Source organism: Mesorhizobium sp. M0615, assembly GCF_040320805.1.
In the GTDB taxonomy this organism is placed as follows: domain Bacteria; phylum Pseudomonadota; class Alphaproteobacteria; order Rhizobiales; family Rhizobiaceae; genus Mesorhizobium.
The window spans coordinates 338845-360061 of sequence record NZ_JAMYQI010000006.1 but is presented as its reverse complement, the minus strand read 5'-3'; the positions used below and the strand labels follow the sequence as shown (position 1 = coordinate 360061).

Genomic DNA, 21217 nt, shown 5'->3' with positions numbered 1-21217 from the left:
TACGGATATGGACACGACAGCCCAGCACGGCATTGCGAAGGAGGAGCCCACGGGTCCTGCCCCGCGCCTGACGCTGTCCGGCGTCTCCAAAAGCTTTCCCGGCGTGCGCGCGCTGCACAATGTCAGCCTGTCGCTTTACCCCGGCCAGGTTACGGCGCTGATCGGTGAAAACGGTGCCGGCAAGTCGACGCTGGTCAAGATCATGACCGGCATCTACCAGCCCGACGCCGGCACGATCAGCATTGACGGCCAGGCCGTCACCCTGCCCAGCGCGCATGCCGCCTTCGGCCACGGCGTCACCGCCATTCATCAGGAAACCGTGCTGTTCGACGATCTGAGCGTCGCCGAAAACATTTTTCTCGGCCATGCGCCGCGCACGCGGCTAGGCACCATCGACTGGCGCACCATGCGAAAACACGCGCGCGAAGTGCTCGACACCATGCATGCCGGCCATATCAACGCCGATGCGCGGCTGAAAGACCTCGGCATCGCCAACAAGCATCTGGTAGCGGTTGCTCGCGCGATGTCGATCGATGCGCAGATCGTCATCATGGATGAGCCGACCGCAGCCCTTTCGATGAAGGAGATCGAGGAGCTTTTCCTGCTGATCGAATTCCTCAAGGAGGAAGGCAAGGCGATCCTGTTCATCAGCCACAAGTTCGACGAGATCTATCGGATCGCCGATCGCTACACCGTGTTCCGCGACGGCGAGATGGTTGGCGAGGGCCTTATCAAGGATACCGGCCAGAGCCAGATCGTGCGCATGATGGTCGGCCGCTCGGTCGATCACATCTTTCCGCAACGCAAGGCCGAGATCGGCGCGCCGGTGCTGTCGGTCGCTGGCCTTTCGCACCCGACCGAATTCAACGACATCGGCTTCGAACTGCACAAGGGCGAGATCCTCGGTTTCTACGGCCTTGTCGGCGCCGGGCGGTCAGAGGTGATGCAGGCGATATCGGGCATCACCCGCATATCGGGTGGAACGATCACGCTGGAAGGCAAGACGATCACGCCGAAATCGGCGGCGGATTCCATCGAAGCCGGCATCGTCTACGTGCCGGAGGAACGCGGCAAGCAGGGCGTGGTGATCGGCCTGCCGATCTTCCAAAACGTCTCGCTTCCCTCGCTCAAGCGCACCTCCAAATCCGGCCTGCTGCGATTGTCGGACGAATTCGCGCTCGCCCGCTCCTACACCGAGCGGCTAGACCTGCGCGCCTCGTCGCTGAGCCAGGATGTCGGCACGCTGTCGGGCGGCAACCAGCAGAAGATCGTCATCGCCAAATGGCTGGCGACAGCGCCCAAGGTGATCATCCTGGACGAGCCGACCAAGGGCATCGACATCGGCTCCAAGGCCGCCGTGCACGGCTTCATGGCGGAGCTCGTCGCGCAGGGCCTGTCGGTGATCATGGTGTCGTCGGAACTGCCGGAGATTCTGGGCATGTCCGACCGCGTCGTCGTCATGCGCGAAGGGCTGGTTGCGGCGGTCTACGATAGTAAGGGGCTGGACGCCGAAACGCTGGTCCGGACGGCAGCGGGGATCGCGGCATGAAGGCTCTCCTGAAATTCCGCGAGATCTGGCTGGCAGCGGCGATCGTCGTTTTGATTGCTCTGATCTCGACGCGCTTCCCGGCCTTTGCCGACCCCGGCAATCTCGCCCAGGTGTTCAACGACACCTCGATCCTGATGATCCTGGCGCTGGGACAGATGGTCGTCATCCTGACCCGCTCGATCGACCTGTCGATGGCCTCCAACCTGTGCTTCACCGGCATGGTGGTGGCGATGCTGAACGCCGCACATCCGGCGATCCCGATCCCGCTGCTGATCGTCATTGCGCTGGCCGTCGGACTGGTGCTCGGCGCCATCAACGGCCTGCTGGTGTGGCGGCTGAACATCCCTTCGATCGTGGTGACATTGGGCACGCTCACCATCTATCGCGGCGCCACCTTCGTCCTCTCCGGCGGCGCCTGGGTCAATGCCGACAAGATGAGCCCGGACTTCATCGGCTTCCAGCGCGCAGCTTTCCTGGGCATTCCGGTTCTGTCCTGGATCGCCATACTGGTCATCGCGCTGTTCTTCGTGGTGATGACGCGAACCGCGCTTGGCCGTTCGATCTATGCCATCGGCGTCAACCCGACGGCGTCGGTCTATGCCGGCATCGATGTCGGCCGAACCAAATTCATCGTCTTCTGCATTTCCGGCATGATCGGCGGGCTCGCCGGTTATCTCTGGATTTCTCGTTATGTCATCGCCTCGGTCGAGGTCGCCAACGGCTATGAACTCAACATCATCGCCGCCTGCGTCATCGGCGGCATTTCGATTGCCGGCGGCATCGGCTCGGTCGGGGGCGCGGTGTTAGGGGCGCTGTTCCTCGGCATCATTTCCAACGCGCTGCCCGTCATCAACATCTCGCCCTTCTGGCAGATGGCGATTTCAGGCAGCGCCATCATCCTGGCCGTCGTGCTCAACGCGCGTGGCGAACGTCAGCAGGGGCGGATTATCCTGAGGAAAGCGGAGGCGGCATGACCGACACCCCCGCCCCGCGCCACATTCCCGACCGGCTCGACGAGCCGCTCTCTTCAGCGATCTTTTCCTGGGAAGCGCTGCTGGTCGTCGTGGCGGTCGCCATCTTCGCCATCAACAGCTTCGCATCGCCCTATTTCCTCGATGCCTATTCGCTGTCGGACCTGACCTTCAATTTCACCGAGAAAGGCCTGATCGCCTTCGCCATGGCGCTGCTGATCATTTCGGGCGAGATCGACCTGTCGGTCGCCGCCATCATCGCGCTCGCCTCGACCATGATGGGCATGGCGGTACAGGCCGGCGCCGACCCGCCGGTGCTGGTGGCTATCGGCATCGTCGTCGGGCTCGGTTGCGGCGCCTTCAACGGCCTGTTGGTGACGAGGCTCGGCCTGCCGTCCATCGTCGTTACCATCGGCACGATGAGCCTGTTTCGCGGCATTGCCTTCATCATCCTCGGTGACCAGGCCTACAAAGGCTATCCCGAGAGTTTTGCTTTCTTCGGCCAGGGCTATGTCTGGTGGGTGGTGTCGTTCGAACTGGTGCTCTTCCTCATCGCGGCCGTCGCCTACTGGTTCCTGCTGCATCGCACCAGCTTCGGCCGCCGTGTCTTTGCCATCGGCAACAATCCGGTCGCGGCACAGTTTTCCGGCGTTCGTGTCGGCCGCATCAAATTCATCCTGTTTTGCCTGACCGGGCTGATGGCCGGCATGGCCTCGGTGCTGATCACCTCGCGGCTCGGCTCGACGCGGCCGTCGATCGCGCAGGGCTATGAGCTTGAGGTCATCACCATGGTGGTGCTGGGCGGCGTCAGCATTCTGGGTGGCTCCGGCAGCATTGTTGGCGTCGTGCTCGCCGCCTTTATCATGGGGCTGGTGACCTTCGGCCTCGGCCTGCTCAACGTGCCCGGCATCGTCATGTCGATCTTCATCGGCCTGCTCTTGATCTTCGTCATCGCGCTGCCGATCGTCTGGCGGCGGCTGCGTTGTAACGGCTGATGCCTGAGAAATACGCCTTCAAGATGCAGCTCAAACCCGGCATGAAAGCCGAGTACAAAAAGCGCCACGATGAGATCTGGCCGTCGCTGGTGGCGCTGCTGAGAGAGGCCGGCGTCGCCGATTATTCGATCCATCTCGATGAAGACACCAACATCCTGTTCGGCGTGCTGTGGCGGCGCGACGACCATGGCATGGCCGACCTGCCGAAGCACCCGGTGATGCAGCGCTGGTGGGCGCACATGGCCGACATCATGGAGACCAGGCCGGACAACCAACCGGTGGCCATCCCCCTGGAAACAATGTTCCATATGGCATGAGTGCGCTGCGCCACATCGCCGTCATCGACATCGGCAAGACCAACGCCAAGGTGGCGCTGGTCGATCTCGTCACGCTGAGCGAGGTGGGGTTGCGCCGCATGGCGAACGCGCCGCTGCGACAAGCGCCCTATCCGCATCACGATGTCGAGGCGCTGTGGACGTTTATCCTCAACAGCCTTGCCAGCCTCGACCGCGAACAGCGTATCGACGCGATTTCGATCACCACGCATGGTGCGACCGGCGTGCTGGTCGACGCCTCGGGCGAGCTGGTGCTGCCTGTCCTAGACTATGAGTTCGATGGCCCCGACAGGTTGGCGGCGGAGTATGATGCTGTTCGTCCGCCCTTCGCCGAAACCGGTACACCGCGCCTGCCGGTCGGTCTCAATCTCGGCGCGCAATTCTTCTGGCTTGAGAAGCGTTTCCCCACCGAATTCGCCAAGGCCGCCGCGATGCTGATGTATCCGCAATACTGGGCGCTGCGCCTGACCGGCGTTGCCGCCAACGAGGTGACCTCGCTCGGCTGCCACACCGATCTGTGGAGCCCTTGGGAGGCGGACTTTTCCTCGATGGTCGACAGGCTGGATTGGCGCAGGCTGATGGCGCCGGTGCGGCCGGCCAGGGACCAGCTCGGCCCGATCCTGCCGGCGCTTGCCGCGCGCACCGGGCTCGATCCGCAGACCCCGGTATTCTGTGGCCTGCACGATTCCAACGCCTCCCTATTGCCGCATCTTCTGTCCGACGAGCCGCCCTTCTCGGTCGTCTCGACCGGCACCTGGGTGGTATCGATGGCGGTCGGCGGCAGAGAGATTGCGCTCGATGCTGCGCGCGACACGCTGGTCAATGTCAGCGCGCTTGGCGCTCCCGTCCCCTCGGCGCGGTTCATGGGTGGCCGCGAGTTTTCCCAGCTGACCAAGGACAAGCCGCAGGACTGCAGCGGCAGCGAGGTGCTGGCCGTTCTGACCGGAAAAATGCTGCTTTTACCTTCTACGCAGCAGGGATCGGGACCGTTCCCGCACCATGCCGCGGAATGGCTTGATGCCGACGGCATCAGCAAAGGCGAGCGATTCGCCGCCATTTCCTTCTATCTGGCACTGATGACGGCGACCTGCCTCGAGCTGATCGGCGCCGACGGCCCGACCACCGTGGAAGGACCGTTTGCTCGCAACCGGCTCTTTGTCGGCATGCTGGCGGCAGCGACCGCGCGCATCGTCATCGCCTCCGAGGCGGCCACCGGCACCAGCATCGGCGCGGCACTGCTCGCATCCGATCAGCCAGTGACGCACGGCAAGGGCGAAAGAATTGAGCCGCAGACCGACCCGGTCTGGGCGGCCTATGTCACCGCGTGGCGCGCGGCAGTCGACGCGCAAGGCTGATCACAAAATCCGCTTCCCAAAGGCCGACATGACGAAGTTGACGGCGTCGGCGCCGATCCGCGGCTCCAGACCGGCGGTCAGCCCGGAAACATCCATCGACAGCAGACCGCCGGACAGCGAGATCGCCTCCATTGCCTGATGCGTCTCGCGCACCGTCAGCCCGCCCGAGCCCGCAGCCCAGCCGGTAAATTCGGTCGCCGTCGGCGAATAGCTGACGTGAAAGCCCTGCGTGCCCGACGTCGCGATGCGGATCGCCTCATGCATGAGGTCGCGCATGCCCATGGCGTCGATGTCGGTCATGGTGAAGGCCGAGACACGCGAATCCTTGAGCACCCTTGCCTCCGCCGGATCGGCATGGCGCAGGCCCACGATGACGACATTTTCCGGCGACAGCTGCGGCTGCAGCGCGCCGGGCTTGTGATCGAGACCGAGCGCGCGGGCCAGCACCGAGACTTCAGGCATGTCTTCGGCCTCCTCGTCCTCGGGCATCAGGGCGGCGAGGGAATCGATCCAGATCAGGCCAAAGGAATGCGTCGCCCGCGCCGTTGCGGTCAGCGCCTTGTGGGCGATACGGCGATCTGCGCCGGCGGCGAGACGGACGAGGCCCGAGGGCGGCCGCTCGACGTCGGCGAGTTCGACCACGTCGAAATTCATTGCCTCCAGCCGCGCGCCGGTTCCCTCGCGGGCGATAATCCCGCCGGCTTCCGGTTCGGCCGAGATCGACACCATCTTGCGGCCGGAGAAATCCGCGACGTCGTGCATCGGCGCCTTCTCGACATATTCCGAGGTCATCGCCAGAAGCATGGCGCCATAATTCATGCGGAAGGCGACGCGGTCGCCGACGGTGGGTCGCGGATCGGCATCCTGCACATCGAGCAGCAGATGGTCGCTGGAAGCGCCGAGCACCCTCACCCCTTTGGCGATCGGCGTCAGCCCTTCCACCAGCACGTCCTCGCGGCCTATATTGGCGATGGCGCGCAGCCGGTCGCCCTCGTCGGCAAAGACCGGCTGGTTGCCGAAGGCGTCGTAGCCGGATGTGCCGATCGGCCGCGAAGGCTTGAGTTTGACCTCGATGATGTCGCTGGTCAGCCGGCAGGCATCGGGTTCGAGTTCGGGCCACGGCACGTCGCGAAAGGTTTCGACACCGCCTTGCAGGATCGCCTCGCCCACGCGCAGATTGTTGATGCCGGGCGGCAGCTTGCCTTCGAGCAGCAGCGTCAGCGATGACGAGGCGCCGCCGGAAATCAAGTCGAGGCTTTTGCCGGACAGGCGCTCAGTCTTGTAGGCATGGGCGACGAGTTGGCCAAGGTTCTCCGGGGTCGGCATTATGGCGCCGAAGCAGCCGAGATTGGTGCCGATGCCGGCGATGCGCACGCCCTTGAATTCCAGGATCTGCTCGACGGTGGGGATCAGGTCGCTTGGCCAGATGCCTTCGCGGAGATCGCCGAGATCGATCATCAGCATGATGTCGTGGACGCGGCCCATGCGCTCGGCAATGCGCGATATCTCGCGGATGGTGGTCAGTTCCGACTGCAGGCTGATGTCGACGGTGCGCACGACCTCCTCGACGCGCGCCATGGGCGGGCTGCGCAGCAGCATGACCGGCGCATTGATGCCGCTGTCGCGCAGCCGCCGAATGTTCTCAAAACGCGATTCCGCGATGCCGGCAACACCGCCGCGCAGCATGGCCCGCGCCACCTGCGGCATGCCGCATGTGCCCTTGGTGACACCGAATACCTTGATATCAGACAATGCGCAGCGTTCGACGATGGTGCGGGCGTTGCGCTCGATGCGGCCAAGGTCGATAGCGACTTGCGGTCCCGACATTTCGTCACTCAGGGTTTGTAGAATCTGTCAGTCAGATGCATCTTCCAGATCGTCGTACGATATTTGTCAAACTTTGCGCAGTGACGGTCTCAATGTTGGAAACCAGAGCAATTGTATGTGGGCACGTCTTTCGATCGGAGAGGCCGGTGACGCTGGTCGTTCATCATTTCGATGGTGAGTGGCAACTGACCTGCGGCGAACATGATCACCCCGCGGACTGCGGAGGTTTCGAAGTTATCGGTCTCGGCCATTTGACCGCCAGGCAGGAAAACTTGGCACAGATTGGCCAGCTTGAGCGCGGATGGCTTGCCGAATGGGTGCACGACGAATGGACTCGATGCCAACACGACGACTAGAGCTCCCTCAGTTCCCGTAGACCAGCCCTTGCGGGTCGATCTCCGGCTTGCGGCCGGCGACGAGGTCGGCCAGGAACTTGCCCGAGCCGCAGGCCATGGTCCAGCCGACATGGCCGTGGCCGGTGTCGAGGTAAAGGTTCTTGTATTTCGCCTTGCCGATGACCGGCACCGAGTTGGGCATCATCGGTCGCAGACCTGCCCACAACAGCGCCTTCTTCTCGTCGAAAGCGCCGGGGAAAAGGTCTTTGCCGGTGCTCAGCATGGACTTGAAGTCGCTGAGCTTGAAGCTGCGGTCGAAGCCGGTGAACTCGGCTGTCGAGGACATGCGCAGGCGGTTTCCGAGCCTGGAGTAACCAACCAGCCGGTCCTCGTCGGCGCCGCCCATGGTCGGTCCCTTGCTCTCGTCCTCCAGCGGGATGGTCGCGCTATAGCCTTTAACCGGATAGACGGGCAGGTCGATACCGTAGCGGCGGCCGATCAGGCCGCTCTCGGGGCCCATGGCGATGACGACGGCGTCGCCCGTCACCGGGCCGGCCGATGTCATGACCGCACGCACCCGATCGCCTTCTATGTCGAGCCCCTCGACCGTGGTGTCGAACAGGAATCTGACGCCGAGCTTTTCGGCGGCATAGGCGGCCAGCCCATCGACGAATATCCTGGAATCGCCGGTCTGGTCGATTGGCGAATAAACGCCGCCGGCGATCTTTTCCTTCACTCCGGCGAGCCCGGGCTCAAGTTCGACCAGCCGGTCGCGGCCGACGATCTCGATCTGCAGGCCATGCTTCGCCAGAAACTGGTAGTTGTCGGTGCCGGTGTCGAGACTGTGCTGCGAGCGGAAGAAATAAAGAATGCCCTTCTTGCGCTCGTCATAGTGGATGCCGGTGGCGTCGGAGAGCGCGTTGATGCAGTCGCGCGAATAGAGCGCCAGGCGCAGTTTGACCTGGCTGTTGGCGCGCAGGCGCGCCACCGTGCACTGGCGCAGGAAGCGCAGGCTCCAGGCGAGGAAATAGGGATCGAAGCGCAGCCTGACCTTGATGCCGAGATCATGGTTCCAGAGCGCGCGCAGGAAGGTCTTCAGCGCCGCCGGGGAGGCCCAGGCGGTGGCGTCGCCCGGCGACACCAGACCGGCATTGGACTGGCTGGTGCCGCGCGCCGGCGCCGGATGGCGCTCGATCACGGTGACCTCATGGCCGTCGGCGGCCAGATAATAGGCGGCCGCGGTACCGACAACGCCGGCTCCAAGCACCGTTATCTTCATGCCACCCCCTCTTCGCGGCACAGCGCCTCCACGCCGCACCGCCATTGCTTCAATAGCGCTTCGCCGCGCGCCTTGCGAGCCCTCGGAAGTGCCCGGCTCAGCCCCGCGCGGAGTTCTTGCCGGTGAGGATACGCTCCCAGGCGAGTGCATCGGCGACGATCTGGTCGAGGTCGTCGCGTTGCGGGGTCCAGCCGAGTTCGGCGCGTGCAAGGTCCGAATTGGCAACCACGGCGGCGGCGTCGCCGGGGCGCCGGTCGCCCATCTTGACCTCGAAATCCCGGCCGAAGGCGCGCCGCACGCTGTCGATGACCTCGAGCACCGAATAGCCGTGGCTGTAGCCGCAATTGGCGACGAGGCTGCCGCCGCCGGCGCGCAGGCGCTGCAGCGCCAGCCGGTGCGCCGCAGCCAGGTCGCTGACATGGATATAATCGCGCATGCAGGTGCCGTCCGGCGTCGGATAATCGGTGCCGAACACCTGCATGAAGGGGCGTTTGCCGAGCGCGGTCTCGCAGGCGACCTTGATCAGATGCGTGGCGCCAGGCGTCGACTGCCCCGTCCGGCCCCTGGGATCGGCGCCGGCGACGTTGAAGTAGCGCAGCGCCGTGTAGCGCAAGGGATGCGCAAGCGCTGCATCGCGCAGCATCCATTCGCTCATCAGCTTGGACAGGCCGTAGGGCGATTCCGGCGCCAGGCGGGCATCCTCACGCACCGGCTCCAGGCCGGCGCCGCCATAGACGGCGGCGGTCGAGGAGAAGATGAAATGCGGCACGCCCTCGCGCACGGCGGTTTCGATCAGCGTGCGGGTCTTGGAGGTGTTGTTCTCGTAATAGGCGAGCGGATCGGCAACCGATTCCGGCACCACGATGGAACCGGCGAAGTGGATGATCGCGTCGACCTTGTTATCCCGGATGATCTGGCCGACCAATTCCCTATCGGCGACATCGCCGACGACCAGCTTGGCCTCCGGCGCCACCGCCCATTCGAAGCCCGTGGAAAGGCGGTCGAGAACGACGACGCTCTCGCCGGCATCCAGCAGTTCCCAGACCATGTGGCTGCCGATATAACCGGCGCCGCCCGTTACCAAAACCGTCATCCGTGTCCTCTTTTACTCATGATTTATCGGAAACTGTCTCAATCACCGCCTTACTGGAAAGCCTGCGGCAAGGCCATTAGAAACGCCTGAATGTTAGATCCGTAACAGTCTCACCGGCCTGTGGCATCGTACGGAAACAAAATTGATCCACATCAAGGGAATAGGCCACGATCCGGGGTCGTTAGGAACAGGCTTGGGGCGTGGCATTTTGACCAAAACGGCCCGGTGGACGACGAATGGGCCAACGATTATGATCCCGCGCAAAACTGGGAAGGCGACATGAACTATCAGCGGTTCTTCGAGGAAGCGATCGACCAGCTCCACGCCGAGCGGCGCTACCGGGTTTTCGCCGATCTCGAGCGCATTGTCGGCAAGTTTCCGCGCGCTATCTGGCGTTCCAACGGCCGCGCCGAGGAAATCACCGTCTGGTGCTCCAACGACTATCTCGGCATGGGCCAGAACCCCGATGTCATCGCCGCTTTCCAGAACGCGGCCGGCAAGATGGGTTCGGGCGCCGGCGGCACCCGCAACATTTCCGGCACCTCGAACCCGTTGGTCGAGCTCGAGCTGGAACTGGCCGACCTGCACGACAAGGAAGCGGCGCTGGTCTTCACCTCCGGCTTCGTCTCCAACGAAGCGTCGATCTCGACCATTGCGCGGCTTTTGCCCAACTGCCTGATCATTTCGGACGAGCTCAACCATGCCTCGATGATCGAAGGCGTGCGGCGCTCGGGCGCCGAAAAGAAGATCTTCCGTCACAACGACGTCGCGCATCTCGAAAGCCTGCTACAGGCGGCGGGCCGCGAACGCGCCAAGCTGATCGTGTTCGAGAGCGTCTATTCGATGGACGGCGACATTGCGCCAATCAAGCAGATCGTCGAACTGGCCGAACGCTACAACGCCATGACCTATATTGACGAGGTCCATGCCGTCGGCATGTACGGACCGCGCGGCGGCGGCATCACCGAGCGCGAGGGGCTTGCCGACCGCATCGATATCATCGAAGGCACGTTGGCCAAGGCGTTCGGCACGCTGGGCGGCTATATCGCCGGCAACAGCGCCATCATCGACGCGGTGCGCTCCTATGCGCCGGGCTTCATCTTCACCACGGCGCTGCCGCCGGCCGTCGCCGCCGCCGCCACCACGTCCATCCGCCACCTCAAGCGGTCGCAAGCCGAGCGCGATGCGCAACAGCGCCAGGCGTCGCGGACCAAGGAGGTTCTGTCTGCAGCCGGCCTGCCGGTGATGGAATCGCCGACACACATCGTGCCGGTGCTGGTCGGTGACCCCGAACTCTGCAAGATGGCCAGCGACCGTCTGCTCGGCGTGCACGGCATCTACATCCAGCCGATCAACTATCCGACCGTGCCGCGCGGCACCGAGCGGCTGCGCATCACGCCGACGCCGTTCCATACCGATGCGCTGATTGCGGGACTGCAGGACGCGCTGGTCGAGACATGGGATGCGCTGGGCATTCCCTATGGCTCCGCAGGGCGGCCCACTGTCACCAAGAGCGACCGGATTGTGCCGCTGCTGGTGCCGAAGTCGGGCGGCTGAAGCCGCCGCCCATTTAACCTCAAACCGTCCTCATCCATCCCGCCAGCCGGTGTGCCGCTTCCTCGAGCTGGTCGAGGCGGCGGTGGAAGCACAGGCGCAAAAACGCCTCTCCGCCAGGGCCGAAGGCGGTGCCCGGCGCGAGGCCGACATTGGCCTTGTCGACAATGTCGAAAGCGGCCCGGCGCGGATCGGTGATGCCGTCTACCGTGAAGAACAAATAGAACGCGCCTTGCGGCACGGTGAAGCGCGCTTTGCCGGTTGCGCCGAGAATATCGCAGACCAGGTCGCGCGCTTTCCTGGCGCGCTCCACCTGCTCGACGATGAAGGCATCACCGTGGTCCAGCGCCGCGACGGCGCCGCGCTGCATGAACTGGGCGACGCCTGAGGTCGAATACTGGATCAGGTTCTCGAACACCTGCTGCAGCTCGGGATGGGTCTTGATCCAGCCGACGCGCCAGCCGGTCATCGCCCAGTTCTTGGAAAAGGAGTTGACGAACAGGATGCGGTCTTCCGCGGTCGAAATGTCGAGGAAGGACGGCGCACGGCCGTGGCCGTAGTGGAACAGCGAATAGATCTCGTCGGCGATGATCCACAGGCCCTTTTGGCGGGCGAGATTCAGGATCGCCTGCAGTGTTTCCTTATCGGCCGTCCAGCCGGTGGGGTTCGATGGCGTGTTGACGAACAGCGCCTTGGTGCGCGGCGTCACCGCAGCCGCAATCTTGTCGACATCGCAGGACCAGCCATTGCCCGACTGGTCGAGCGTGACCGCAACCGGGGTAGCGCCGGAAATACCGGCGGCGGCGGCGAAATTCGGCCAGGCCGGGGAGAGATAGACCACCTCGTCGCCGCTGCCGGCGACCGCGGCTAATGCCAACTGAATGGCATGCATGCCGGAACCGGTTGCGATGAATTCCTCTTCGGCGAAGCTCTTGCCGAAATGCCTGGCATAGTAGCGGGAAAGCGCTTGCCTCAGCTCCGGAATGCCTTTCTGCCAGGTATAGAAGGTCTCGCCATTGGCGAGCCCCTTGGCGGCGGCTTCCGAAATGAAGGCAGGCGTCGGCAAATCGCCTTCACCGGCCCAGAGCGGGATCATGCCCTCGCGCGTACGGCCGTAATTGACGACGGCGACAATGCCGCTTTCGGGCGCGGCCACCGCTTCGGCGCGCAAGCTATCGATCAGGGTCATGACAGGTCCGTTTTGATGTCTGCTTTGATGCATGTCGTTATCCCAGAACCGCTGCACACTTCTGGGCGACATGCATTGGCGGATGGTCTTAGCAGATGCGGCAACAGAAAACCCCGGCCGCGAACGACCGGGGTTTTGGTCCAGAAATCGAACCTTGGGCTATTTCCTGGCGAGGAGATCGCGAATTTCAGTGAGCAGTGCGACGTCAGCCGGCGGCGGAGCGGCCGGGGCGGCGGGCTTCTCGCGCTCAAGCCGCTTGCGCAGGTTGTTCACCGCCTTGACCATCAGGAAGATGATGAAGGCGAGGATGAGGAAGTTTAGCGTCGCGGTGATGAAGCTGCCATAGGCAAGGACCGCGCCTTGCCCCTTGGCCGCGTCCAAAGTCGGAGCGTTGACGGCCGAGGAAAGTCCCAGGAAGTAGTTGTTGAAATCCAGTCCGCCGAAGATCGCGCCGACGATCGGCATGATGACGTCGTCGACCAGCGAAGTGACGATCTTGCCGAAGGCGGCGCCGATGATGACACCGACGGCCAAGTCCATCACATTGCCCTTGGAAATGAATTCCTGGAATTCTTTCAGCATTCGACCCTCCTTGTCATGACGACCGCGCTGCCGCCGTCCCTCCGGCGTCGGCCCGTGCGCACCATAACAAAAACCTGCGGTTGCAACAGAAGCAAAAGCTGGAAAACACCGCTTTCTCCTTACCTTGGTTCACGGTTCGACAGGGCGGCGTCGCGACCATGCGCCGAAAGCCGCGATGGACTTGACCTTGGAGCTGTGATTGCCTCTGGGAAGGCCGTGAAAGCTGGCCGAGGAGGACTTTCGGGCCGTGCAGGGCTGGTTCATCGTCATCATTGCCGTCGCCTATGGGACGCTGCTGTTCGTCATCGCCAGCCTCGGCGACCGGCGTTCAACGGCGTTGGGACCCGGCCGCGCCCGGCCCTTCATCTATGCGCTCAGCCTCGCCATCTACTGCACCTCATGGACCTTCTTCGGCTCGGTCGGGCTGTCCTCCGAGCGCGGCCTCGAATTTCTCGGCATCTATACCGGCCCGGTGCTGGTGTTCGTGTTCGGCTTTCCGCTCCTCAACCGCATCGTGCGGCTGGCCAAGAGCGAGAAGATCACCTCGATCGCCGACTTCCTCGGCGCCCGCTACGGCAAGAGCTTTGCCGTCTCGGCGATCGCCACGCTGATCGCCACCATCGGTGCGGTGCCCTATATCGCACTGCAATTGAAGGCGATCTCCGGTTCGGTCGGCCTGATGGTCGAGCATTATACGGGATCGCCGCCCTCCTTCGATCCCTTCGTCAGCGACATCTCGCTGGTGGTGGCCATGCTCTTGGCGCTGTTTGCGGTGCTGTTCGGCACCCGCCATGCCGACGCCACCGAGCACCAGGACGGGCTGGTGCTGGCGGTGGCGGTCGAAACCGTGGTCAAGCTCGCCGCCTTCCTGGCGATCGGCCTGATGGTCACCTTCCTGATCTTCGGCGGCCCGGGCGACATGATCGACAAGCTGGCCGAAAACAGCCAGGTGCGGCAAGCCATGGGCTACAACACCTCGCTCGCCACCTGGCTGGTGCTGACTTGCCTGAGCGGCTTTGCCATCATCATGCTGCCGCGCCAGTTCTACGTCACCATCGTCGAGAACCGCGGCGAGGCCGAACTGCGCACCGCGACCTGGGTGTTTCCGCTCTATCTCGTGGCGATAAACCTGTTCGTGCTGCCGATCGCCTTCGCCGGCCTGGCGCTGGTCGGCACCAAAACCACCAGTGACCTCTATGTGCTGGCGCTGCCCTTGTTCGGCGGCCATGACTTCCTCGCCATGGCCGCCTTCATCGGTGGGCTATCGGCGGCGACCGCCATGGTGATCGTCGAAAGCGTGGCGCTGTCGATCATGATCTCCAACGACCTCGTCATCCCGCTGTTCGTGCGCCGCCTGCTCAAGACCACGACCTCTGAGAATGAGGATTGGTCGACGCTGATCCTCAACGTGCGGCGCGGCGCCATCTTCATCCTGTTGTTCATCGCCTTCCTCTACTACCGCGAAAGCACCAACTCGGCGCGGCTGTCGTCGATCGGCCTGATGTCGTTCGCGGCAATCGCCCAGTTCGCGCCGGCGCTGATCGGCGGGCTGATCTGGCGCGGCGCCAATGGCCGCGGCGCGGCCCTTGGCATGGTCGCCGGCATCCTCGTCTGGGGCTATACGCTGCTTTTGCCGTCGCTCTCGGCAGCCGACGCGGACATCGTCGTGCAGGGGTTGTTCGGTTTCGAGGCGCTGCGGCCGCAGGCTCTGTTCGGCACCGTCGCCGAACCGTTGAACCACGGCGTGCTCTGGAGCCTGTCGGTCAACACGCTGTTCTTCGTGCTCGGCTCGCTGTCGCGCGCGTCAGTGCCGCTGGAGCGGATCCAGGCGTCGATCTTCGTGCCGCGCGAATCCGGCCCGATGCCCAGCCTGCGCCGCTTCCGCACCGCCATCACCGTCAACGTGCTGAAGGACACCATCTCGCGCTACCTCGGCGTCGAGCGCACCGAGCGCTCCTTCCAATCCTTCGAGAAAAGCAATGGCGTCTCGCTGCACGGCAATGAGCAGGCCAGCATGGATGTCATCCGCTTTTCCGAGCAGCTGCTGGCGAGCGCGGTCGGCTCGTCTTCGGCGCGGCTGATCCTGTCGCTGCTGTTTCGCCGCAACGACCGCGAGTCCAAGGACGCCTTTCGCCTGCTCGACGACGCCACCGAAGCGCTGCAGCACAATCGCGACCTGCTGCAGATCGCGCTCGACCAGATGGAGCAGGGCATCACCGTATTCGACCGCGATTTTCGTCTGATCTGCTGGAACAGACAATATCGCGCGCTGTTCGACCTGCCCGACGAGATGGGCCAGGTCGGCGTCTCGCTCGACCGCATCCTGCGCCACCTCGCCGAGCGCGGCGATATTCCGGCCGACCAGCGCGTGGCGATGCTCAACCGGCTGACCAGCTTCGTCAGCCCATGGCAGATGGAGTTGAAGACCAGTGGCCGTATCCTCGAACTGCGCTCCAACCCGATGCCGGACGGCGGAATCGTTGCCACCTATGCCGACATATCAGGACGCGTCGAACAGGATTTGGCGCTGAAGCGGGCCAATGAATCGCTGGAGCAGCGGGTCAAGACGCGTACCATCGAACTGACTAGGGTCAACGAGGAGTTGACCCGGGTCAATGAGGAGTTGGCGCAGGCGCAGATGCTGGCCGAGGAGGCCAATCTGGGCAAGACGCGCTTCCTCGCCGCCGCCGGCCACGACATCCTGCAGCCGCTGAACGCCGCCCGTCTCTACTGCTCGTCGCTGATCGAAAAGGCCGGCAAGGGCCCGGCCGGGAAGGCTGCTATCAACATCGAATCCTCGCTCGAATCGGTCGAGACGATCCTGGGCGCCGTGCTCGACATTTCCCGCCTCGACGCCGGCGCGATGAAGCCGGACGACAGCGCCTTCCGCCTGGACGGGCTGCTGCGCCAGATCGGCAATGATTTTCAGCCGCTCGCCGCCGAAAAGAAACTCGATCTGACGATCATAGCCTCGTCGCTCAGCGTGTTGACGGACCGCAACCTGCTGCGCCGGCTGATCCAGAATCTGGTCTCCAACGCCATCAAATACACCCCCCATGGCCGCATCCTGGTCGGCGTGCGACGGCGCGGCGAACTCGCCGAAATCCAGGTGATCGACACTGGCATCGGCATTGCCGGCGACAAGCTGAACACGGTCTTCAACGAGTTCACCCGGCTGGACGAAGGCGTGCGCGAGGCCGAAGGTCTCGGCCTTGGCCTGTCCATCGTCGACCGCATCGCGCGGGTGCTGCGGCTCGAGATCCAGATCTTTTCCAACCCGGGCAAGGGTACGCGCTTTTCCGTTATCCTGCCGGTTGCGGCGGTTGAGGCGCCGCGGCGCGAGGTCGAGCCGAAGGCGCCTGCCCGCACCGCGAATTCGCTGGCCGGCCTGCGCGTCATGTGCATCGACAACGACGCCCGCATCCTCGACGGCATGCGGCTTCTGCTCGAGGGCTGGGGCTGCAGCATCGGCACGTTTTCGGGTTCGGAGGATTTTGGCAGGGCCGATCGTCCCGACATCGTGCTTGCCGACTATCATCTCGATGGCAGAAGCGGCCTCGACATCATCGCCCGCCTGCGTGACATCCATGGTTCGGACCTGCCGGCCGTGCTGGTCACCGCCGACCGCTCCACCGAGGTCCGTGCCGCTGCCGCCGCCCTGGACGTGCCGGTGATCAACAAGCCGCTGAAGCCGGCCGTGCTGCGTTCCATGATGGCAAGGGTCAGGCCGCTGGCATCGGCGGCCGAGTAGGGTTCAATGCATGTCGCCCAGAAGTGTGCCCCGGTTCTGGGACCACGACATGCATCGAACAAGAGCTAAAGCGGGTCGCATGAATCCGTTCAGCGCGATGCGCTTTAGCCTGCTGGCTGCAACGGATCGCTGCCGATCTTGGACAGCTGGATCACCGCCTGGGTGCGGCTGTCGACGCCGAGCTTTTGCAGGATGGCCGAGACATGCGCCTTGACCGTCGCTTCGGAGACGCTGAGTTCGTACGCGATCTGCTTGTTGAGCAGGCCTTCGGCCAGCATGCCGAGGACACGCGTCTGCTGCGGTGTCAGCGCCTGCAGCCGCTTGATCAGGTCGGATATTTCGGGGTCGCGCTCGACGCCGAGGTCGATGCCGACGGGTGCTGCGATGTCGCCGGCCAGCACCGTCTGCACGGCGCTGCGAATCTCTTCCATACTGGCCGATTTGGAGATGAAGCCGGACGCGCCGAGATCGAGTGCGCGCCGGATGGTCACCGGGTCGTCATGTGCCGACACCACCACCAGCGGCACCGCCGGGTGGATGCCGCGCAGCGCGATCAGACCGGACAGGCCGCTGGCGCCCGGCATCGACAGGTCGAGCAGCACCAGGTCGACATCCTCATTGGCCACGACCAGGACCTTGGCGCTTTCGAAATCGCCGGCCTCGTGAATGGCTGCGACATCACCAACGCCGGCAAGCGCCTCTTTCAGCGCGCCGCGGAAAAGCGGATGGTCGTCGGCGATGACGAAGGTGTAACCCGACGGCAAATGTTCCTCCCCAAATCCCTTATTGATTATCGGCTTTTACGGGGACCGGACGATTATGCGGCGAAGCGCTTTGTCTTCATGCGGCAATGGCCGGACGGGGCATTCCCCGCCGGGCAGTTCAGGTCTTTTGCGAATTGAGATTGGCGCCGTCATCCTTGTCCATTTCCTTGACGATGCCCATGAAGCCGCGCAGCATGCGCTCCATATAGCTCATCGTCTTGTCGAAATCCTCCTCGCTCGGCAGCTTCGATTCGAGGCGGGCGGACAGCGAGTTCTCGAGCTTGGCGACGCGTTCGTCCATTGCTTTCATCGAGGCCTGCAAACGGTCGACTTCGTCCTGGAAGGCGGCGCGTTCGTCGGCGGCCATCTTGCAGACGAGCTGGCCGGAGCGCTCCTCGCAGATCGACATGGCGCCGGTCCGGGTGTCCATGCGGACATAACCGTTGGCGGATTTTTCCACCCGGTAGCGGTCGGTCTCTTCGGACCAGGCCGATGCCGCAACCAGCGAGACCAGTGCGGCGGGGATCAGTATGTGCTGCAGACGCATGTTCATCCTCCACGAGCCAGTGTGCGCAACCTATCACAGCTTTGCGCCGTAAATGCGGACGAGTTGCCCTTCCCTGCATGAGCCATCCGGACCAGAGCGGGTCGCCGTTCCACGGCGCTCCGCTCTATCTCCTTGTTTTGACGCAATTCCGGACGGAAAACCGCTTCACACTTTTCCTGGTATTGCTTTATAGCGCAACAATGTCTCAGATTATCTACAAGATCGCGCCCGAAGCGCTTTGGCGCGCGGCCGAGAAAAACGGCCGCTTCACCGGAGCTCCGATCGACATCGCCGACGGCTTCATCCATTTCTCCACCGCTGATCAGGCCAGGGAGACGGCGGCGAAGCATTTCGCCGGCCAGATGGATTTGCTGCTGATCGCCATCGACGGGGCGCTGCTCGGTGACGCGCTGAAATACGAGGTCTCGCGGGGCGGCGCGCTGTTCCCGCATCTCTATGGCGTGCTCGATATGAACGCCGTGCTGTGGGTGAAACCATTGCCGCTCGGCGCTGATGGCGCACACCAGTTTCCGGCGCTGGAGGCCGAATGATCGTGTTCGATCGCATCGGCCAGAAACTGCTGTTCACCTTCGATCCGGAAACGGCGCATGGTATGTCGATCGCTGCGCTGCGCTGCGGCCTGCCGGTCGGCGCGCGGCCGGTGCGCGACGAAAGGCTGAAGGTCAGCCTCTGCGGCCTCGATTTTCCGAACCCGCTCGGCATGGCCGCTGGCTACGACAAGAACGCCGAGGTACCGGACGCGCTGCTTGGCCTCGGCTTCGGCTTTGCCGAAGTCGGCACCGTGACGCCGCTGCCGCAGGCCGGCAATCCGAAGCCGCGCATTTTCCGGCTGACTGAGGATGATGCGGTGATCAACCGCCTGGGCTTCAACAATGAGGGCCACGAGGCGGCGGAAAAACGCCTTGCCGCGCGCCAGGGACGCGGCGGCATTGTCGGCGTCAACATCGGCGCCAACAAGGACAGCGCCGATCGTGTCCGTGACTATGAGTTGGGCGTTTCCCGTTTTGCGAAATACGCCAGCTATCTCACCGTCAACATCTCGTCGCCCAACACGCCCGGCCTGCGCACCATGCAGGCGCGCGAACAGCTCGGCGAACTGTTGTCTCGGGTCATGTCGGTGCGTGCAGCAGCTTCGGCGCAGCCGCCCCTCTTCCTCAAGATCGCGCCCGATCTGGTCGAGGCCGAGCTTGAAGACATCGCCGCCGAAGTCAGCGAGAAGCAGATTGACGGCGTCATCGTCTCCAACACGACGCTGGTGCGAACCGGATTGCGTAGCGCCACCACCGAGACCGGCGGGCTCTCCGGCAAACCGCTGTTCGAGCGTTCGACCATCGTGCTGGCCAAGATGCGCAAATTGCTCGGGCCGGAGCGCGCCATTATCGGCGTCGGCGGCGTCGATTCGGCCGAGAACGTGCTGGAGAAAATCCGCGCTGGCGCCGATCTGGTGCAGCTCTACACCGGTATGATCTATGCCGGCCCCGCGCTGCCGGGCCGCATTCTTTCAGGCATGGTGCGGTTTGCCGACAAGGAAGGGCTGAAGTCATTGCGCGCGCTGCGCGGTGCCAAGCTCGATCAGTGGGCTGCCAAGCCGCTCTAAAAAGCCGTGCGCAGCCTGAGCCGCAGGATGGCCAGCAGGCTGAAGCCGCGCACCAGCAGGAAGACGTGCAGCGCCGCCCACAGGCCGTGATTGCCGAGAGACGGCGCCAAGCTGAACAATGCGGCGCTGAAGGCCAGGAACGACACCAGCATCATGTTGCGCATCTCGCGCGACCAGGTAGCGCCGATGAAGACGCCGTCCATCTGGAAGGCCAGCACGCCGCTCAGCGGTGTCAGTGCCGCCCACGGCAGATAGATGTCGGCAGCAGCACGAACGTCCTGCGACGTGGTGATCAAAGAAATCAGGCCGGCGCCGCCGAGCCAGAAGATCAGCGTCGCGGTTCCGGCGAGGCCGAACCCCCCAGAACAAGGTCAGACGCACCGCCCGGCGGAACGCCGTCTCGGCGCGTGCGCCGATCGCGCGTCCCGCCAACTGCTCGGCGGCTGTGGCAAAACCGTCGAGGAAATAGCCGGCGACGAGAAAGAAGTTCATCAGCACGGCATTGGCGGCCAGCGTCAGCGTGCCGAACTGCGCGCCCTGGCGGGTGAACAGCGCGAAAGCGGCGAGCAGCGAGAACGAGCGGATCATGATATCGCGGTTGAGCGACATCATGCGCAGGAAAGCGGGCATGTCGAGCAGGCGATGCCGCGGCAGGCGGGGTGCGGCCCGGAACCGCCAGACAACGATGGCGAGACCCAACAGCATGGCCAGACATTCGCCGGTGACGGTCGCCCAGGCCACGCCGGCGACGCCCCAGCCAAGCTTCAGGCCGAGCAGGATGCAAAGCACGATGTTGATGCCGTTGAGCACCGCCTGCAGCATCAGCCCAAGCCCGCCCTCACCGCGTCCAAGGACATAGCCGAGGATGGCATAGTTGATCAGCGTGAAGGGCGCGGCGAGCATTCTGATGTGGATATAGACGCCCATCGCCTCGCTGACGCGCGCTTCGCCGCCGATGAATTTCTGGCCGGCGATGGCGATCAGCGGCGCAAGGGCGACAAGCACGATGCCGGCCGCGGCCGCGATCAGCACGGCGCGCCAGAACACCGCCTGCTCCTCCAGTTCGTCGCCGCGCCCGAACGCCTGGGCGACGAGGCCGGTGGTGCCGGAGCGCAGGAAATTGAAGGTGCTGAAGACGACGTCGAAGACCAGCGCCCCGGCCGCCAGGCCGCCGAGCAGGGCGGCATCGCCGAACTGCCCGACCACAGCCGTGTCGACGATGCCGAGCAGCGGCGTCGTCAGATAGGCGAGCGTCATCGGCACGGCGATGGCGAGCACCGAACGGTTGGTGACGGCGAAGGGTCTCGCGTCGGCTGGGATTGCACCCGTGTCCAGGGGACTGCTGCCTTGCTGATTGCGGCTTGATCGAACAGCCGATGTGCCCCATTTTCCGGCCACCGCGCAATCACTCTTGCCGTGACGGCCAACCGAAATGTTCTTCTGGCGCGAGCCCGCCGGATCCGAGTACTGGTT

At 64.0% G+C, this 21217-nt stretch carries 17 protein-coding genes and 1 pseudogene; 10 read left to right on the top strand and 8 right to left on the bottom strand.

Annotated features, from left to right (window positions below):
• The first annotated feature begins 7 nt into the window (after positions 1 to 7).
• From NKI46_RS13180 to NKI46_RS13160, 5 genes are read left to right on the top strand one after another with little or no spacing between them, the layout of a single operon-like run.
• Positions 8 to 1549, top strand: coding sequence for a sugar ABC transporter ATP-binding protein (locus NKI46_RS13180; RefSeq protein WP_023711392.1), 1542 nt, complete (start codon positions 8 to 10; stop codon positions 1547 to 1549).
• A complete protein-coding gene (locus NKI46_RS13175) occupies positions 1546 to 2523 on the top strand; it encodes an ABC transporter permease (RefSeq protein WP_023681925.1) in 978 nt (325 codons plus the stop codon). The genes NKI46_RS13180 and NKI46_RS13175 overlap by 4 nt, the downstream gene beginning before the upstream one ends.
• Positions 2520 to 3515 (top strand): ABC transporter permease, encoded by a 996-nt coding sequence (locus NKI46_RS13170; RefSeq protein WP_352459167.1) that lies wholly within the window; start codon positions 2520 to 2522, stop codon positions 3513 to 3515. The genes NKI46_RS13175 and NKI46_RS13170 overlap by 4 nt, the downstream gene beginning before the upstream one ends.
• Complete coding sequence (rhaM, locus tag NKI46_RS13165) at positions 3515 to 3832, top strand: L-rhamnose mutarotase (protein ID WP_023681927.1); 318 nt, start codon at positions 3515 to 3517, stop codon at positions 3830 to 3832. The genes NKI46_RS13170 and rhaM overlap by 1 nt, the downstream gene beginning before the upstream one ends.
• Positions 3829 to 5205: an FGGY-family carbohydrate kinase gene (locus tag NKI46_RS13160; RefSeq protein ID WP_023711395.1), complete on the top strand. Its 1377-nt coding sequence runs from the start codon at positions 3829 to 3831 to the stop codon at positions 5203 to 5205. The genes rhaM and NKI46_RS13160 overlap by 4 nt, the downstream gene beginning before the upstream one ends.
• Here the strand turns inward: NKI46_RS13160 and NKI46_RS13155 are convergent, their stop codons facing one another.
• Entirely contained in the window at positions 5206 to 7032 is a 1827-nt protein-coding gene (locus tag NKI46_RS13155; RefSeq protein ID WP_352746517.1) for an alanine racemase, read from the bottom strand.
• A gap of 146 nt (positions 7033 to 7178) precedes the next feature.
• Here NKI46_RS13155 and NKI46_RS13150 point away from each other — a divergent pair, with 146 nt between their 5' ends.
• A complete protein-coding gene (locus tag NKI46_RS13150) occupies positions 7179 to 7388 on the top strand; it encodes a hypothetical protein (protein WP_023688670.1) in 210 nt (69 codons plus the stop codon).
• A gap of 7 nt (positions 7389 to 7395) precedes the next feature.
• On the opposite strand, the gene NKI46_RS13145 is transcribed toward NKI46_RS13150, so the two are convergent.
• Both NKI46_RS13145 and galE read right to left on the bottom strand, forming a co-directional pair.
• Positions 7396 to 8646 (bottom strand): D-amino acid dehydrogenase, encoded by a 1251-nt coding sequence (locus NKI46_RS13145; protein WP_023688671.1) that lies wholly within the window; start codon positions 8644 to 8646, stop codon positions 7396 to 7398.
• A 97-nt stretch (positions 8647 to 8743) separates the two neighbouring features.
• The gene (galE, locus tag NKI46_RS13140; protein ID WP_023669652.1) at positions 8744 to 9739 is read right to left on the bottom strand and encodes a UDP-glucose 4-epimerase GalE; all 996 of its coding nucleotides are present in this window, start codon (positions 9737 to 9739) and stop codon (positions 8744 to 8746) included.
• 279 nt (positions 9740 to 10018) lie between these two features.
• Here galE and hemA point away from each other — a divergent pair, with 279 nt between their 5' ends.
• Positions 10019 to 11296, top strand: coding sequence for a 5-aminolevulinate synthase (gene hemA / locus NKI46_RS13135; protein WP_023669651.1), 1278 nt, complete (start codon positions 10019 to 10021; stop codon positions 11294 to 11296).
• Between the two features lie 19 nt (positions 11297 to 11315).
• On the opposite strand, the gene NKI46_RS13130 is transcribed toward hemA, so the two are convergent.
• Both NKI46_RS13130 and mscL read right to left on the bottom strand, forming a co-directional pair.
• A complete protein-coding gene (locus tag NKI46_RS13130; RefSeq protein WP_023669650.1) occupies positions 11316 to 12482 on the bottom strand; it encodes a pyridoxal phosphate-dependent aminotransferase in 1167 nt (388 codons plus the stop codon).
• A 159-nt stretch (positions 12483 to 12641) separates the two neighbouring features.
• Positions 12642 to 13064, bottom strand: a complete 423-nt coding sequence (gene mscL / locus NKI46_RS13125; RefSeq protein ID WP_023669649.1) for a large conductance mechanosensitive channel protein MscL — start codon at positions 13062 to 13064, stop codon at positions 12642 to 12644.
• Between the two features lie 247 nt (positions 13065 to 13311).
• Between mscL and NKI46_RS13120 the strand changes: the two genes are divergently transcribed.
• Positions 13312 to 16815 (top strand): PAS domain-containing hybrid sensor histidine kinase/response regulator, encoded by a 3504-nt coding sequence (locus tag NKI46_RS13120; RefSeq protein WP_352746513.1) that lies wholly within the window; start codon positions 13312 to 13314, stop codon positions 16813 to 16815.
• 104 nt (positions 16816 to 16919) lie between these two features.
• Here NKI46_RS13120 and NKI46_RS13115 read toward each other — a convergent pair whose 3' ends face one another.
• Together NKI46_RS13115 and NKI46_RS13110 are read right to left on the bottom strand one after the other, a co-directional pair.
• Positions 16920 to 17579, bottom strand: a complete 660-nt coding sequence (locus tag NKI46_RS13115) for a response regulator (RefSeq protein ID WP_023669647.1) — start codon at positions 17577 to 17579, stop codon at positions 16920 to 16922.
• 118 nt (positions 17580 to 17697) lie between these two features.
• Positions 17698 to 18126: a hypothetical protein gene (locus NKI46_RS13110; protein WP_352746510.1), complete on the bottom strand. Its 429-nt coding sequence runs from the start codon at positions 18124 to 18126 to the stop codon at positions 17698 to 17700.
• Positions 18127 to 18326: 200 nt separating this feature from the next.
• Here NKI46_RS13110 and NKI46_RS13105 point away from each other — a divergent pair, with 200 nt between their 5' ends.
• Positions 18327 to 18677 (top strand): DUF952 domain-containing protein, encoded by a 351-nt coding sequence (locus NKI46_RS13105; protein WP_352746507.1) that lies wholly within the window; start codon positions 18327 to 18329, stop codon positions 18675 to 18677.
• Positions 18674 to 19744 (top strand): quinone-dependent dihydroorotate dehydrogenase, encoded by a 1071-nt coding sequence (locus NKI46_RS13100; protein ID WP_352746504.1) that lies wholly within the window; start codon positions 18674 to 18676, stop codon positions 19742 to 19744. Before NKI46_RS13105 ends, NKI46_RS13100 begins: the two co-directional genes overlap by 4 nt.
• Here the strand turns inward: NKI46_RS13100 and NKI46_RS13095 are convergent.
• Positions 19741 to 21079 (bottom strand): annotated as a pseudogene (locus tag NKI46_RS13095) (MATE family efflux transporter). The gene NKI46_RS13100 and the pseudogene NKI46_RS13095 overlap by 4 nt on opposite strands.
• Positions 21080 to 21217 lie beyond the last annotated feature (138 nt).